The sequence below is a fragment of the Variovorax sp. Soil_C_26 genome (genome assembly GCF_057657075.1).
The window spans coordinates 911,556-925,317 of record NZ_JBDGJC010000001.1 but is presented as its reverse complement, the minus strand read 5'-3'; the positions used below and the strand labels follow the sequence as shown (position 1 = coordinate 925,317).

The following is a 13,762-nucleotide window of genomic DNA, read 5'->3' as shown; positions in this document are numbered from 1 at the left end:
CACGGTTCGACGACATGATCACCGCCCTCTACTACTTTCTGATGCTCCTGCTTGGATTCGCCTGGTACAAATACGGGCAGAAACAGCTCCGCAAGGGGCGCTGGAACGAGAACGGCGAACGCAACGAAGGGGTCGCGGGGCCGGTGGGCTTGCTGATGGCCGCTGCGCTGGCCTGCTACTTCCTGTTCGAGTTCGCACGCGCGCTGGTCAGGGGTGAAGTGCCATGCGTCGGCAAGGCCTGCAAGATGCAGGTCTACACCTTGGCAACGAATGCTGGCGACTACTGGGCCAACATGTTCTTCCTTGCCTGGTTGGTGCTCGGTTTGGGCTATGCGGTGTACGTCACGCTCAAGATCTGGTTTCGGGACTAGGCGCCATGGACGTTCTCAAGACCTTCGGCCTCTTCATCGTCACCGCGCTGGCCGAAATCGTCGGCTGCTACCTGCCTTACCTTTGGCTCAAGCAAGGCCGCTCGGCCTGGCTGCTGGTGCCGGCGGCACTGAGCCTGGCGCTTTTCGCGTGGCTGCTGTCGCTCCATCCGACGGCCGCGGGCCGCGTGTATGCGGCGTACGGCGGGGTCTACATCGGCGTCGCCATCCTGTGGCTCTGGGCCGTGGACAAGGTAACGCCGTCCACGAGCGACTGGGTCGGCGTGGCGGTGTGCTTCATCGGCATGGCGATCATCATGTTCGGACCGCGCGGCGCGGGGCGCTGAGGCGGCGGATTCAGTCCATCCGCACCTCGCGCCTGAAGCGCGCCTGCCGTCGGGCGATGGCGTCGTGCGGCACCACGAGCACGTCGCTCGCGGCCCCGCGAAGCACGCGCTGCGCCACGCTGCCGCAGAGAAAGTCCACGAGCGCTGCACGCCTGCGCTTGCCGACCACCAGCAGGTCTGCGCGGGTGTACTGCTGCTGCACGGCCAACTGGCGCGCGGGGTCGCCGCGCCCGACAGACGAGACTACGCGGTTGCGGCGCGCACTCGACGCGTCCGACAGCCGCAGCAGCCGCTCGCGCGCATGGCGTGCGCAGGTCTCGCGGTAGTGCTCGATGATGCGCGTCGACACGTCGGCGTAGCGCAGCTTGCCTTCGTACGCGGGGCTGAAGGCGTGGAACATCTCGACCTCGGCCGCGCCATCGAAGGCGCAGGCCATGTCGACCAGCGCGCCCGCGTCTCGCCGCAGATCGACCGCGACGAGGATGCGCGCGTAGCCGCCCGCCGCCGCAGCAGCAGCGAGCCGGCTCACCAGCACGGGCTTGGCCGCGCTGCGCAGCAGGCGCTCCGCGGGCTGGCCGTGGAAGAACGACGCAGGTGAACGGTCGACCTCGTCGCCGATCACGATCAGGTCGCACCAGCGCGCCTCTTCCGCGGCGGCATCGAACCGTCCGCTGGCATCGTCGACCTTCTTCACGAGGATGCCGAAGCCCTCGGCCGTCTCGAGGCAGAGCGCGCCAAGGCGTTGGGCCGCGTCGGCATCGGCCGGCGCCGCGAAGGCCGCGGGCGCATACATGATCTTCAGCAGAGCGCCGTGCGCCTGCGCAAGGAAGGCCGCGCGCGCCACGGTGCGCAGGCCGCGCACGGACAGGTCCGTCAGCGCGAGGATGGATTGGATGTTCATCGGTGCTCTTTCCGCATGGCAAGGCCGCCGCGGCCGCACCCGCCTGCATGGAGGCGATGCGGCCGCGAACAGCGGGAGAAATCAGCTTGGAAAAAAGCGCGGCATGCCCGCAGAAAGGGGCGCGCCACCGCGCGGGGCGGGTGCCCGGCGGTCGATGTGAATGCTGAAAAAGGGAAGGGGGAGGCTGACCGCCGGGCTCAGGGATGTGCGAGGGTCTGGTGCGACCCCGCCATCATCCGCACGGTGAAGACCGTGCGCGATGTGTCGCGGATGGGAGCTTGGCGTTGCATGGCGCCGAGTGTAGGAAAGCCCGCGCGCAAAGGCAATGAGAGGCCTCACGTTCTCTGCCAGATTGCGCGGGCGATCCGCGCGTGCTCAGTAAGGCGGTGCCTTGCGCGAGCGCTGCGCGCGTGCCGCTTCGGTCCACCATGCGAGGTCGTCGGCAAAGCGGCCGAAGGCGCGGTCCAGCGACTCGCCCGCGCTGCCCGTGGGCTTGGCTGCCGCATCGAGCGTCTGCGAGATCGGCCCGACGGCGAGCGTGCTTGACACCACGACCATGCCCATTTCCGACAGGATCGAATGCCAGGCCGTGCCCGAGCGCACGCCCGAGAAACGCCCCGCCGAGTAGCTCGCGATGGCCGCGGGGCGCCAGAACCATTCCTCGAGGAAGTGGTCGGTGAGGTTCTTCAGGCCCGGTTGCGGTCCCCAGTTGTATTCGCCTGTGACGAAGACGAAGGCGTCGGCGGCCTTGATCTTCTGTGCCAGGGCTTCCATGGCCGGCGGTGCGCTGCCCTTGGGATATTCCTTGTACATGCGGTCGAGCATCGGCAGCCCGACGGCCTGGGCGTCGACGAGTTCGGCGTCGGCACCGCGCGCACGCAGCCCGGCGACCAGGTAGTCGGCCAGCCGGATGCCCATGCGGTCCGAGCGGTACGAGCCATAGAGAACCAGGATCCTGTCGGTCATGCGTCGTCGCTCCATGCGTTGCGGGCCACGGCGGCCCACGGCAAAGGCTACCCCATCGGTGCGGGCAGTGGGTAGCCTGGCATTATTTGGTAGCAGCATCTTTGCCATCGCGTCGCTACCATTGCCGGCGATGAACCAGCCGCCCGCCTTTCTCCCCGCTGCTGCTTCGGCGCTGCCGATGCTCCTTGCCTTGTCGATGGCCGCCGGCCCGGCGTTGGCGGCAACGCCATCGGCCCAGGTGTTCGTCGCGGTGCAGAAGCCCGAGGCGGTCGATCCGGACTGGCGCGTGCGCCTTTGCGCGCTGCTGCCCCAGCCCTGCGTCGCGCAGGCGCTGGGGCTGTACAAGCCGCGTGGCGGCGCCGCAGGCGACTATGCGGTGGTCTCGGTCGAGCCGCTTGCCATTGCGCGTGTGCAGCGCGGCGGCAGCGGCAAAGGCGCGGGCGGCTGGCAGCTGCAGCGGCTGCACGACTTCAGCGGCTATGCCGAAGCCATCCGCAAGGACTCTGGCAACCCGATGTCGGGGGCAGACCTGTCGCTCTCGCCCGCGCTCTATCCCGTGGCCGAGGGCCAGTGGGCCGTGGCCGTGGTGCAGACAGTGTCGGAGTCGTATTCGGGCGGCGGCGCCGCGTTCAGCAAGGCCGATTTCGTGCCGCTCGAAGGCACGCGCATGGTGGCCGAGGGCATTCCTTTTTCGTGCACGAAGATGGTCCGCGCCTGCTTCAGCGAGAAGGAATACAAGCAGTCGAAGCACTGCCACGACGAGAGCAGCGGCAGCCTTCGCATCACCTACGGCGAACCGGCGCGGCCCGGCGAGCCCTACCGCTGGCAATACACATGGCTGCAGAGCGACTGGCCGGCGCATGCGCCCGCGAACGCCGCCACCACCTCGCGCCTGCACTTTGCCGCCACCACGACCGAGCGGGTCGGGTTCTGCGGCGGGCCGCAGTAGCCGAGACTAGCGCCGCGGTACCGTCACCGCGCCCACGTAGAGCGTGCGGCCCGCGCCGAGGCCGGCCAGCACCAGCGCAATGCCGAGCCCGACGAAGAGCCAGGCCGACGCGCGGAAGCTGCCGGTCCAGCCGTGCAGCAGGCCTGCGACGAGCGGACCGAGCGCGGCCACCATGTAGCCCACGCCCTGCGCCATGCCCGAGAGATGGGCCGCGACGTGCGAATCACGCGAGCGCAGCACGATCATCGTGAGCGCGAGCGCGAAGGTGCCGCCTTGCGAGATGCCCAACAGCACGCCCCAGAACCACACGCCGCCGAGCGGCGCGATGAGCATTGCGAGCATGGCCGCCACGGTCAGCAGCGAGAGCACCGCCGCGAGCGCGCGCTGGTTGCGCAGCCGCACCGCGAGCGCGGGCACGACGAGGCAGGTCACCACCTGCGTCATGACCGAGAGCGACACCACGTAGCCGGCCACTTCGCTGCCGAGCCCGCGCTCGCGCAGGATCGGCGCGAGCCAGCCCATCACGATGTACGCGAGCGCCGACTGCAAGCCCATGAAGAAGGTGACCTGCCAGGCCAGCGGGTCGCGCCAGAGGCCGCGCACCGTGAAGCCCGATTCGCTCGCTACCGGTTCGAGCGGCAGTGCCTGCGGCGCCCAGAGCAGCGTGACCAGCAACGCGGGCACCGCCCACATCGCAAGCGCGCCGGTCCAGCCGCCGCCGAGCGCATGCTCGAGCGGCACCGTCAGGCCTGCGGCACTGGCCGCACCGCCGCAGACTGCCATGGTGTAGAGGCCCATCATCAGCGCCGCGTGCCGCGCGAAGTCGCGCTTGACCAGGCCCGACAGCAGCACGTTCGCCACCGCGATGCCGCTGCCCGCAATGGCCGATGCGACGAACAGCAGCGGGATGCTGCCGATGCCGCGCAGCGCGGTGCCCACCAAGATCAGCAGCATGCAGCCGAGCAGCGTGCGCTCGGTGCCGAAGCGCCGGCCGAGCCAGGGCGCGAGCGGCGCGAACGCGCCGAGGCAGACGATGGGCAGCGTGGTCAACAGGCTCGCGGCCGTGGCCGAAAGGCCCGTGGCCTGGATGATCTCGGGCAGCACCACCGAGAGGCTCGCAAACACCGGGCGCAAGTTGAAGGCGATCAGTACGACGCTGGCGCCGAGCAGGATGCGGCGCGCCAGGCTCGGCGCGGGCGTGGCGCGCGGTGCGGGCAGGCTGTCGGCCTCGGCGTCGATCAGCAACTCCCTCGTCGCCACCGGTTGCATGGGGGCCGCGCTCATGGATGCGGCGCTCATTCCGCCTCCCGCGCGAGCGCGTCGATCATCGGCGACAGGAAGGTGCGCACCGCCTCGGCCGCGCGGTCGGGATCGCGGCTCGCGATGGCATCGACGATCGCGCCGTGCGCCGCGCTGTCGGGCTCGGGCAGGGCGGTGTGCATCGTGCTGGCGATGGTCTCCTTGATGTAGCCGCCGATGAAGCGGCAGGTCTCGGCCAGCGCAAGATTGCCCGAGATGTCGACGATCGCGAGGTGGAAGGCGAGGTCGCGCTCGACGAACGCTGCGCCGCCGTCGCCGGCATCGGGCACGCCACGTTTGGCGAGCAGGGCCTTGAGGTTGCGCAGGTCCTTGGCGGTATGGCGCACGGCCGCGAGGCGCGCGGCCTCGACCTCGAGCGCTCGGCGCACCTCGAACTGGTCGCGCAGGCTCGCGCGACGCAGCTTCTGCAGGCTGGCCGACGGATCGAACCCCGAGCGCACGTAGGTGCCGGAGCCCTGCCGCACTTCGAGCAGGCCGCGCGAGACCAGCGTCTTGACCGCTTCGCGCACGGTGCCGCGGCTCACGCCGAGCAACTGCGCGAGCTGCGGTTCGATCGGGATGCGCGAGCCGACCGGCCAGCGGCCGGCCGCGATCTCGGCGCGGATGCTGTTGGCCGCGCTGTCGGCCAGGGAAGTGCGAGGTGCCTGCAGGAGCATGGATGCGAAGAAGAGAAAGGGGGCGAACGACCCGGTGGGTCATTGAATCATTGGATGAATTCTGGCCGAGCCGGAATGCCGCAGTCGGCGGCAGGGCAATTGTTAACGCCGGCTTGCGCTCTTGGCGAGCACGCCGGCGCCGCGCACCTCGAGTCGGCGCCGGTCGACCACCTTGCCCGTGGCGTCCACCAGTTCGATCACGTGGCGGCCCGGCCAGGGCAGCCATTGCGCACTGTTGCCGCGCGCGAACGGCTTGCCGTCGAGGTGCCACTGCACGCCGCGGCCTTCGGACTCGAAGCGCACGCGCTGGTGCAACGGCGGGATGTCGGGGTCGAGCGCGATGATGGTGCCGTCGGCCGGCGCGGTGATGCGCGCAGGCACTGCGCCCGCGGGTGCGCCGGTGCTGCCGGTGTCGAGTGCGAAGAGCGGCTGTTCGGTGCCCTGCACGAACCATTCGCTGCGTGCGGCTTCGAGCGCATTGCCGTCTTCGCCCGCGCCGAAAGCCACCTGCGCCGCGACCACGCCGGCCGGCGGGCGCGGCGCGCGGCTCGGTTCGCGCGCATGCAGGAAGCGCATCAGCTCGGCCCACACCGGCGCCGCGCCGGTGGTGCCGCTCACGTCCCACATCGCCGCGCCGCTCGCATTGCCGACCCACACGCCGACCGTGTAGCGCTCGGACCAGCCCACGGCCCAGTTGTCGCGCATGTCCTTGCTGGTGCCGGTCTTGACCGCGGTCCAGAAGCGTGTGGAAAGCAGGCTGTCGGGCCCGAAGGTGCGCATGCGTGCATTCGGATCGGACAGGATGTCGCCGACGATGAAGGCCGCACGCGGATCGAACACCGGCGCAACGGGCTTGCGCACGGCGGCAGGCGCGCGCGCGACCAGCGTCGTCGGCCCGTGGCGCCCGCCGTTGGCGAGTGCGCGGTAGGCATTGGCCAGCGACAGCAGCGACACCTCGGCGCTGCCGAGTGCGAGGCTGTAGCCGTAGTAGTCGCCGCTCTCGCGCAGCGGCAGGCCTGCGGCGCGCAGCTGGCGCGCGAAGGATTCGGGCGACACCATCACCAGGGTGCGCACGGCCGGCACGTTGAGCGATGCGGCCAGCGCGGTGCGCACCGACACCGGCCCCTTGAACCGGCGGTCGTAGTTCTGCGGAATGTAGAGCCCGCTGGCGGTGCCGATCTGCGCCGATGAATCGTCGATCAGCGACGCGGCCGTGATGCGCCGCTCGGCGATGGCCTGCGCATAGAGCAGCGGCTTGAGCGTGGAGCCCGGCTGGCGCAGCGCGGTGACCGCATCCACTTCGGCCGCCTGGCTCAGCGGCCCCGACGAGCCGACCCACGCCAGCACTTCGCCGCTCGCGTTGTCGAGCACCACGAGCGCGCCGTCTTCCACATGGCGGCCGCGCAGCTCCTTCAGGTGGCGCTGCAGCGTCTCGAGCGCAAAGCGCTGCAGCGGCGCGCGCAACGTGGTCCGCACGCTGGCGTCGTCCTCGCGCCCGGTCGCGGCGGACTCGCGCAAGTCCCTCAGCGCGCGGCGTGCGGCATGCGGCGCGATGCCCTCGCTCGCATCGAAGGCGCGCCGCTGCACCGCGGCGCTGGTGAACATGTCGAGCGCCTCGCAGTCGATCTTTTCGCCCGGCGCCATGGCTCGCATGACGTCGCAGGCGCGCTGCGCCACGACCGCCGGCTTGGCATTGGGCGCGCGCACCAGCGCGGCGGCCACGCTGGCCTCGCGCGCATCGAGCCCGCTCGGCGCCTTGCCGAACAGCGTGCGCGAGAGTGCATCGATGCCCACGATCTCGCCGCGGAACGGCACGCTGTTGAGGTAGGCCTCGAGGATCTGGTCTTTGCGCCAGCTGCGTTCCAGCTGCGCGGCTGCCACCGTCTGGCCGATCTTCTGCGACAGGGTGCGGCCGCTGTTGGCGCGGCGCAGGTCCTCGTCGAGCAGGCCGGCGAGCTGCATCGTGATGGTCGATGCGCCGCGCGTGCGCGTGTTCCAGAGATTGCCCCAGGCCGCCGACGAGACCGCGCGCCAGTCGACGCCGCTGTGCTCGTAGAAGCGCCGGTCCTCGCTCAGCACCATGGCCGTGCGCAGCGCGGGCGACACGTCGGCCAGCGCGATCCACTGGCCGCGCCGCACGCTGGCGTCGGTGCGCACGCGCTGCAGCAACTCGCCGTGGCGGTCGAGCACCGCCGTGTCCGACGGCCGGAAGCCGCGCTTCACCTCGTCGAAGCGCATCACCGCCGCGGCGGTGGGTACCGCGTGCGCGCATGCCACGGCAGCCACCAGCGCCATGGCGAGGCGGCGGTGTCGGGCGAGGAGGGGCGGGCGGTACGGCATGGAAAAAGAAGCGTGCGAGCAAGGCGCTGCGCGCCATTCTCGGCCAAACGCCCGACGATCCCGCCACGGGAACTGCACCTACCCCGAAACAGGCGCGCCGCTGCCTTCGCCTGGGCGGCCAAATGTCCAAAGTCGCAACACGCACCACATCCCGTAACGAACTTCACGTGCGAGCCTCACAGCGGATACCGCGTCGAGACGGAGGTGGACTTCAATGCGGATTCGGTTTGCCGTAGCGCAGGCCGGCTTCCCACAACGCCAAGGAGAAAATCATGAACAAGACATTGCCCCTTCTGCTGGTCGCATCGGCCGTGCTGGCCGGCTGCGTCGTCGCCCCCGCCTACGACCGTCCGCCGCCGCCGCGCCCGGCCCATGGCGATCGGGACCGCGACCGCGACGGTGTGCCCAACCGCTATGACCGCGACCGCGACAACGACGGCGTGCCGAACCGCTACGACCGCCGGCCGAACAATCCGAACCGCTGAGGCGGCTCAGGCGGGCCGGCGTGCCAACAATGCCCAGACGCCGGCCGCGCTCAGCAGCGAACCGCCCGCAAGGTTGAAGCGCCTCTGCGCACGCGGCGAGGCCAGCAACCTGCGCGCCGATCCCGCGAACACCGCATAGAGCGTGGCGTTCAGCGCCGCCATCGCCACGAAGGTGATCGCCAGCACCCACAGCTGGCGCGTCACGTCGGCTGCGGGGCTCAGGAACTGCGGCAGGAAGGCCACGAAGAACACGATGCCCTTGGGATTGAGTGCCGTCACGAGGTAGGTGTTGGCGAACAGCCGCCAACGCGAATCGGGCGCGGCCGGGGCCGCGATGTCAGTGTTGCCGGTGCCGGCGCGCAGCAGCTTGATGCCGAGATAGAGCAGGTACAACCCGCCCGCCCATTTCACCACCGTGAACCAGAACGCAGAGGCCGCCAGCAGGGCGCCGAGGCCGAGCAGCGACACCACCAGCGCAGTGGAGTCGCCCAGCGCCACCGCCGCGACCAGCGGCACGTTGGCGCGCCGGCCGTGCGACATGGAGTAGCTGATGACCGTGAGGATGGTTGGCCCCGGGATGACCAGCAGCACGGCCGAGGCGGCGACGAAGGCGAGCCAGAGTTCGATGGGCATGGGTGTTTTTCTCCAGTGAAGAACGTTCAGGTGCCGAAGCGCGCCGCCGACCTGGCCTTCGCGCGCTCGGCCTCGATGGCCCGGTCGCGCGGCTCGGCGCTCGTGACCAGCGCGCCGATCAGCCGTCCGGCGCTCGCGGCCACCTCGTCGACTGCGCGCTCGAAGGCCTGCTCGTTGGCCTTCGACGGCACGCTGAAGCCGCTGAGCTTGCGCACGAACTGCAGTGCGGCGGCGCGGATCTCCTGCTCGGTGGCGGGCGGCTCGAAGTTGTACAGGGTCTTGATGCTTCTACACATGGGTGATTCGCTCCAGTCCTGAAGGGGCGGCGGCGCTAGCCGAGGCGAAGGATCGCGTCGGCCACCGCCTCGATGCCCGCCTCCGTGAGATCGGGCGCCGCGACCTGCCGGCGCTGCGGCCATTGCGCGAAGTGCCGCGCCTGCGAGCGCTCGTAGTGCGGATCGTAGTGAAGCGCCATCAGTTCGGCAAACAGCGGCGCGAGCGCGCCTTCGAACGCCCATTGCTGCCAGCGCTCGACCACGGCCTTGCCCTGCATTTCCTTGAGCTTGCCCAATTGGGCGGCGAGCGCCTCGCGGTCGTCGCCGAGGTAGGCGTAGTCGCGCAGCAGGTAGTCCAGGCGCGCCGCGGCATCGGCCTGCACCTCGATGCAGGCGGCCGCGCGCATCTGGGCGACCAGCGGGATGGGCACCGACAGCCTGCCGATGCGCGCGCTCTCGCCTTCCACGTACACCGTGCGCGCGAGGTCGAGCGTCTCGAAGCAGGTGGCGATGCGCGTCTCGAACTGCTTCTGCGAAGGTTGCGGCACGCCGGGCAGCGCGCCGAGCAGCGAGCCCTTGTGGCTCGCATGGTGCTCCAGGTCGAGCACCTGCGCACCGCGCGCGGCCAGCGCCTGCAGCACGCGCGTCTTGGCGCTTCCGGTGGCGCCGCAGATCACCTGCAGCTGCAGTTGGGGCACGGCGGCCTCGATCTGCGCGAGCACGTGGTGGCGGTAGCTCTTGTAGCCGCCCGCGAGCTGCTGCGCGTCCCAGCCGACCAGGCGCAGCCAGGTGACCATCGAGCCGCTGCGCAGCCCGCCGCGCCAGCAATACACCAGCGGGCGCCAGCTGGGGGGCTGCTCGCCGAAGCGTTCGCGCAGGTGCCGCGCAAGGTTGGCCGCCACCATCGCGCCGCCCACGCGCCGCGCCTCGAAGGCGCCGGTCTGCTTGTAGATGGTGCCGACGATGCGGCGCTCCTCGTCGTCGAGCACCGGGCAATTGATGGCGCCGGGAATGTGGTCGAGCGCGAACTCCGAGGGCGAGCGCGCGTCGATGATGGTGTCGAAGCGCGGCAGGTCGGCCACGCGCGTCGGCTGGTGGCGGGGGTTGGGATGGTCAGGCATGGGCATGTCCCAGGGTAGCGCGCAACCGGCCGCTCGCGAGATCGACCAGCGCCACCAGCGCGAACATGGCGATCAATACCGTCATGGCCTGCTGCTGCTGAAAGATCGACAGGTGGAAATAGAGCAGCTGGCCGAGCCCGCCGCCGCCGACGAAGCCGAGCACGGCCGCCATCCGGATGTTCATTTCCCAACGATACAGCGCATAGGCCACCCACTGCGGCAGCACCAGCGGCAGGCTGCCGTAGCCGAAGGCGGCCACGGCGCCGGCGCCGCCGAGGGCGAGCGCCTGTTCGGGCTCGCGCGGCGCGTTCTCGAGGCTTTCGGCGAACAGGCGGCCGAGCACGCCCGCGGTGTGCAGCGCCAGCGCGAGCGCGCCCGCGAACGGCCCGATGCCCGCGGCCAGCACCATGAGCGCGGCCCACACGAGTTCGGGCACGCTGCGCAGCAGGTTGAGCACGAAGCGCGTTGCGTGGCGCAGCACCGCGCCCGCACGGCCCGCGGCCGCCAGCGCGAGCACCGCACCGGCCGCGGCCGCGAGCACCGTGCCGAGCGCCGAGACGGCCAGTGTCTGCAGCGCGCCCCAGCCGACCTTGGCGAGAAAGCCGCGCGACAGGTCGGGCGGAAAGAACTCGCGCACGAAGCGGCCCATGAAGCGCAGCGATTCGCCGCTCGCGAGCGCGCTGTAGTCGACGCCGAGGTAGACGAAGCTCGCGGCCACCGCCACGAGGATCGAGAGCGCGGCCACGCGGCAGCGCACGCACACCGGTGCCTTCATGCCAGCAGCCTCCGCAGCGCATGGCTCAGCGCATCGGCCAGCAGCACGAGAAGCAGGAACACCAGCAGGATGCTGCTGGCTTCGCCGCCGTTGAGCATCTTCATCGACTGGTCCATCAACTGGCCGAGCCCGCCGGCACCGACGAAACCCATCACCACCGAGGCGCGCACCGCGCATTCCCAGCGGTACACGGTGTACGACGCCAGCTCCTGCGCGGTGTTGGGCAGCAGGCCGTAGCACAGCGCCGCGATGCGCCCGCTGCCGCCTTCGAGCAGCGCGCGCGCGGGGCGCGTGTCGGTCGATTCGAGGATCTCTGCGTAGACCTTGCCGAGCATGCCGCCGTAGGTGATGGCGAGCGCGAGCACGCCCGCACCCGGGCCGAGGCCGAGCGCGCGCACGAAGAGCAGGGCCCAGACGATCTCGGGAATGGCGCGCAGCACCATCAGCACCAGCCGGCCCGATTGCCGCAGCACCGCGCCCAGCTTGCGGCCGGGCCCGGGGCCGATGCGCGAAACCGACAGCGCGCGCGTGGTCGCAAAGGCCAGCGGCACGGCGATGACGAACGCCAATGCGGTGCCGGCCGTGGCCATGGCCAGGGTCTCGAGCGTGGCGCGGCCCAGCAGCACCAGGAAAGAGGGCGCGGTTTCGGGCGGCAGGAAGCCCGCGAGAAAGCCGCCGACCACCGAGAGGTTGCCCGGCGCGAACAGCGCGGAGGGATTGAACTCGGCCAGTTGCAGCATGGGCCAGGCGATGGCGAGCGCGAGCAGCGTCCAGCCCAGGCGCGCGCGCGCCTGCGGATCGCGCGTGGGTAAAAACGCTGCGCTCACGGACAGTCCGGCGGCACGAAGGCCGGCTCGCGCAGCGCATTCACGGCCTGCGGCGCCTGCGCGGCGGCGCGCGCGGCCTGCAGCCCGCCTTCGCTCGCATAGAGCGCGTCGAGCATGGCGGCGTCGACGTCGCCCGCGGGCAGATCGAACATCACGCGGCCATCGCGCATGCCGACGATGCGCGGAAACCGGCGCAGCGCCAGGTCCACCGCATGCAGCGACGCGACCAGCGTGGCGCCGGTGGCCTCGGCCTGCGCGATCAGCTCATGCACGGTGGCCTCGGCCAGCGTCGGGTCGAGCGCGGAGACCGGCTCGTCGGCCAGCAACAGCGCGGGCCGCTGGTAGAGCACGCGGGCCACGCCCACGCGCTGCAACTGGCCGCCCGAGAGGCGATCGCAGCGTTCGAACAGCCGGTCTTCGAGCGCGAGGCGCGACAGCACCGCATGCGCGCCCGCGATGTCCGAAGGGCGCAGCAGCGAAGCGATCGCCCGCGCGGTCGACCACTGGCCGAGCCGGCCCGACAGCACGGCCGTGACCACGCGCAGCCGCGGCGCGATCGGCGGCGCCTGGTGCACGGTGCCGATGCGTGCGCGCAGTTTGCGCAGCGCGGCGGCGTCGAGCTGCCAGGGCGATGCGTCGAGCAGCCGCACGCTGCCTTCGGTCGGGCGCAGCGCGGCGCCGAGCACGCGCAGCAGCGTGGTCTTGCCGGCGCCCGACGGGCCGATCACGGCCATGCGCTCGCCGGCGCGTGCGGCGAGCGACACCCCGGCCAGCGCGCGCTGGCCATTCGGATGCACCATGCCGACGGCGTCTATCGAGAAGCTCACGCGAAGCGGCCTTCCGTGCGTTGGCTGCTGCCGCTTACTTGATCAGGCCCGCCGACTTGCCCGCTGCCTCGATGCCGTCGTAGTTCGACGACTTGGTGGGCACGAACTTGCTCGCGCGCTGCAGCGCCATGATCTCCTTGTGCGACGGGTTCGAGGGGTCGAGCTTGAGGAAGGCGTCGGTGATCTTCTGGGTGAGGGCGGGATCGAGCCCGGGGCGCACGGTCCAGTTGTAGTCGTAGTAGGTGGGGGTGGTGGCGAGCACGCGCACTTTGGCGGCGTTCGGGTTCTTCGTCTCGACCAGCTTGTCCCAGACCGAGGCGTTGAGCACGCCGGCCTCGGCGCGCGCGGCGGCCACGAAGGCGACGGTGGCGTCGTGCGCGCCCGAGAAGGCGACGGTCTTGAAGTCTTTCTCGGGGTTGATGCCGGCCTGCATCAGGAAGTAGCGCGGCATCAGGCTGCCCGAGGTCGAAGAGGGCGCACCGAACGCGAAGGTCTTGCCTTTCAGGTCGGCCAGCGTCTTGGCGGTGCTGTCGATCGGCACGATGAACTTGCTCGTGAACACCTCGTCCTCGGCGCGCTGCACGATCGGAACCGCGCCGCCCTGCGTGCGGATGCGCGCCTGCACGAAGGTGAAGCCGCCGAGCCAGGCGAGGTCGATCTTGTTCGTCGCGAGGCCCTCGACCACGGCGGCATAGTCCGTCACGGGCGTGAACTGCACCTCGAGCCCGGTTTCCTTCTTCAGGTAGTCGCCGAGCGGCGTGAACTTGCGCTGCAGTTCGGTCGGCGCTTCGTCTGGAATGGCGGACACGCGCAGCACCTTGCCCTGGGCCGAGGCACCGAGGGCGGTAACGGTGAGCGAAAGCGCAAGGGCAATGCGAAGAAAGGGCTTCATGGGGGAAATGGACGCAACAGGGCGCCTGGAGAACGCGGAGCCCTCGATTGTAGAAACCCGCAGGCGGCGCCCGGGGCGCG

16 protein-coding genes are annotated in these 13,762 nt (G+C 70.5%); 4 read left to right on the top strand and 12 right to left on the bottom strand.

What is annotated here, in order from left to right; genetic code table 11:
- Positions 1-14: 14 nt before the first annotated feature.
- Complete coding sequence (locus tag AC3A6G_RS04440; protein ID WP_487858422.1) at positions 15-371, top strand: hypothetical protein; 357 nt, start codon at positions 15-17, stop codon at positions 369-371.
- A gap of 5 nt (positions 372-376) precedes the next feature.
- Positions 377-715 (top strand): YnfA family protein, encoded by a 339-nt coding sequence (locus AC3A6G_RS04435; protein WP_487858421.1) that lies wholly within the window; start codon positions 377-379, stop codon positions 713-715.
- 10 nt (positions 716-725) lie between these two features.
- Here the strand turns inward: AC3A6G_RS04435 and AC3A6G_RS04430 are convergent, their stop codons facing one another.
- Together AC3A6G_RS04430 and AC3A6G_RS04425 are read right to left on the bottom strand one after the other, a co-directional pair.
- Positions 726-1,616 carry a universal stress protein gene (locus tag AC3A6G_RS04430; protein WP_487858420.1) on the bottom strand — a complete coding sequence of 297 codons (891 nt, stop codon included), beginning with the start codon at positions 1,614-1,616 and terminating at the stop codon, positions 726-728.
- 375 nt (positions 1,617-1,991) lie between these two features.
- Positions 1,992-2,582, bottom strand: a complete 591-nt coding sequence (locus AC3A6G_RS04425; RefSeq protein WP_487858419.1) for an NADPH-dependent FMN reductase — start codon at positions 2,580-2,582, stop codon at positions 1,992-1,994.
- Positions 2,583-2,712: 130 nt separating this feature from the next.
- Between AC3A6G_RS04425 and AC3A6G_RS04420 the strand changes: the two genes are divergently transcribed.
- On the top strand, positions 2,713-3,531 hold the full coding sequence (locus AC3A6G_RS04420; RefSeq protein ID WP_487873157.1) for a hypothetical protein: 819 nt from the start codon (positions 2,713-2,715) through the stop codon (positions 3,529-3,531).
- Between the two features lie 6 nt (positions 3,532-3,537).
- Here AC3A6G_RS04420 and AC3A6G_RS04415 read toward each other — a convergent pair whose 3' ends face one another.
- The 3 genes from AC3A6G_RS04415 to pbpC all read right to left on the bottom strand — a co-directional run bounded on the left by AC3A6G_RS04415 (position 3,538) and on the right by pbpC (position 7,802).
- On the bottom strand, positions 3,538-4,815 hold the full coding sequence (locus AC3A6G_RS04415; protein ID WP_487873156.1) for a CynX/NimT family MFS transporter: 1,278 nt from the start codon (positions 4,813-4,815) through the stop codon (positions 3,538-3,540).
- An 11-nt stretch (positions 4,816-4,826) separates the two neighbouring features.
- Positions 4,827-5,507 carry a FadR/GntR family transcriptional regulator gene (locus tag AC3A6G_RS04410; protein ID WP_487858416.1) on the bottom strand — a complete coding sequence of 227 codons (681 nt, stop codon included), beginning with the start codon at positions 5,505-5,507 and terminating at the stop codon, positions 4,827-4,829.
- A gap of 102 nt (positions 5,508-5,609) precedes the next feature.
- On the bottom strand, positions 5,610-7,802 hold the full coding sequence (pbpC, locus tag AC3A6G_RS04405) for a penicillin-binding protein 1C (RefSeq protein ID WP_487858415.1): 2,193 nt from the start codon (positions 7,800-7,802) through the stop codon (positions 5,610-5,612).
- 317 nt (positions 7,803-8,119) lie between these two features.
- Here pbpC and AC3A6G_RS04400 point away from each other — a divergent pair, with 317 nt between their 5' ends.
- Complete coding sequence (locus tag AC3A6G_RS04400) at positions 8,120-8,332, top strand: thrombospondin type 3 repeat-containing protein (protein WP_487858414.1); 213 nt, start codon at positions 8,120-8,122, stop codon at positions 8,330-8,332.
- 6 nt (positions 8,333-8,338) lie between these two features.
- Here AC3A6G_RS04400 and AC3A6G_RS04395 read toward each other — a convergent pair whose 3' ends face one another.
- From AC3A6G_RS04395 to AC3A6G_RS04365, 7 genes are read right to left on the bottom strand one after another with little or no spacing between them, the layout of a single operon-like run.
- The gene (locus tag AC3A6G_RS04395) at positions 8,339-8,965 is read right to left on the bottom strand and encodes a LysE family translocator (protein ID WP_487873155.1); all 627 of its coding nucleotides are present in this window, start codon (positions 8,963-8,965) and stop codon (positions 8,339-8,341) included.
- Positions 8,966-8,991: 26 nt separating this feature from the next.
- Positions 8,992-9,261: a DUF2277 domain-containing protein gene (locus tag AC3A6G_RS04390; RefSeq protein ID WP_487858412.1), complete on the bottom strand. Its 270-nt coding sequence runs from the start codon at positions 9,259-9,261 to the stop codon at positions 8,992-8,994.
- A 35-nt stretch (positions 9,262-9,296) separates the two neighbouring features.
- The gene (gene mnmH, locus AC3A6G_RS04385) at positions 9,297-10,361 is read right to left on the bottom strand and encodes a tRNA 2-selenouridine(34) synthase MnmH (protein WP_487858411.1); all 1,065 of its coding nucleotides are present in this window, start codon (positions 10,359-10,361) and stop codon (positions 9,297-9,299) included.
- A complete protein-coding gene (phnE, locus tag AC3A6G_RS04380) occupies positions 10,354-11,136 on the bottom strand; it encodes a phosphonate ABC transporter, permease protein PhnE (protein ID WP_487865861.1) in 783 nt (260 codons plus the stop codon). The genes mnmH and phnE overlap by 8 nt, the downstream gene beginning before the upstream one ends.
- Entirely contained in the window at positions 11,133-11,963 is an 831-nt protein-coding gene (locus tag AC3A6G_RS04375; RefSeq protein ID WP_487858409.1) for a PhnE/PtxC family ABC transporter permease, read from the bottom strand. The genes phnE and AC3A6G_RS04375 overlap by 4 nt, the downstream gene beginning before the upstream one ends.
- On the bottom strand, positions 11,960-12,790 hold the full coding sequence (locus AC3A6G_RS04370; protein WP_487873154.1) for a phosphonate ABC transporter ATP-binding protein: 831 nt from the start codon (positions 12,788-12,790) through the stop codon (positions 11,960-11,962). The genes AC3A6G_RS04375 and AC3A6G_RS04370 overlap by 4 nt, the downstream gene beginning before the upstream one ends.
- Before the next feature lie 34 nt (positions 12,791-12,824).
- Positions 12,825-13,682 carry a putative selenate ABC transporter substrate-binding protein gene (locus AC3A6G_RS04365; protein ID WP_487873153.1) on the bottom strand — a complete coding sequence of 286 codons (858 nt, stop codon included), beginning with the start codon at positions 13,680-13,682 and terminating at the stop codon, positions 12,825-12,827.
- Positions 13,683-13,762: the final 80 nt, after the last annotated feature.

Excerpts from the sequence above, each read along its gene's own strand:
- AC3A6G_RS04440 (WP_487858422.1), top strand. The coding sequence starts at position 15 with ATGATCACCGCCCTCTACTACTTTCTGATGCTCCTGCTTGGATTCGCC.
- AC3A6G_RS04435 (WP_487858421.1), top strand. The coding sequence starts at position 377 with ATGGACGTTCTCAAGACCTTCGGCCTCTTCATCGTCACCGCGCTGGCC.
- AC3A6G_RS04430 (WP_487858420.1), bottom strand. The coding sequence starts at position 1,616 with ATGAACATCCAATCCATCCTCGCGCTGACGGACCTGTCCGTGCGCGGC.
- AC3A6G_RS04425 (WP_487858419.1), bottom strand. The coding sequence starts at position 2,582 with ATGACCGACAGGATCCTGGTTCTCTATGGCTCGTACCGCTCGGACCGC.
- AC3A6G_RS04420 (WP_487873157.1), top strand. The coding sequence starts at position 2,713 with ATGAACCAGCCGCCCGCCTTTCTCCCCGCTGCTGCTTCGGCGCTGCCG.
- AC3A6G_RS04415 (WP_487873156.1), bottom strand. The coding sequence starts at position 4,815 with ATGAGCGCGGCCCCCATGCAACCGGTGGCGACGAGGGAGTTGCTGATC.
- AC3A6G_RS04410 (WP_487858416.1), bottom strand. The coding sequence starts at position 5,507 with ATGCTCCTGCAGGCACCTCGCACTTCCCTGGCCGACAGCGCGGCCAAC.
- pbpC (WP_487858415.1), bottom strand. The coding sequence starts at position 7,802 with ATGGCGCTGGTGGCTGCCGTGGCATGCGCGCACGCGGTACCCACCGCC.
- AC3A6G_RS04400 (WP_487858414.1), top strand. The coding sequence starts at position 8,120 with ATGAACAAGACATTGCCCCTTCTGCTGGTCGCATCGGCCGTGCTGGCC.
- AC3A6G_RS04395 (WP_487873155.1), bottom strand. The coding sequence starts at position 8,965 with ATGCCCATCGAACTCTGGCTCGCCTTCGTCGCCGCCTCGGCCGTGCTG.
- AC3A6G_RS04390 (WP_487858412.1), bottom strand. The coding sequence starts at position 9,261 with ATGTGTAGAAGCATCAAGACCCTGTACAACTTCGAGCCGCCCGCCACC.
- mnmH (WP_487858411.1), bottom strand. The coding sequence starts at position 10,361 with ATGCCTGACCATCCCAACCCCCGCCACCAGCCGACGCGCGTGGCCGAC.
- phnE (WP_487865861.1), bottom strand. The coding sequence starts at position 11,136 with ATGAAGGCACCGGTGTGCGTGCGCTGCCGCGTGGCCGCGCTCTCGATC.
- AC3A6G_RS04365 (WP_487873153.1), bottom strand. The coding sequence starts at position 13,682 with ATGAAGCCCTTTCTTCGCATTGCCCTTGCGCTTTCGCTCACCGTTACC.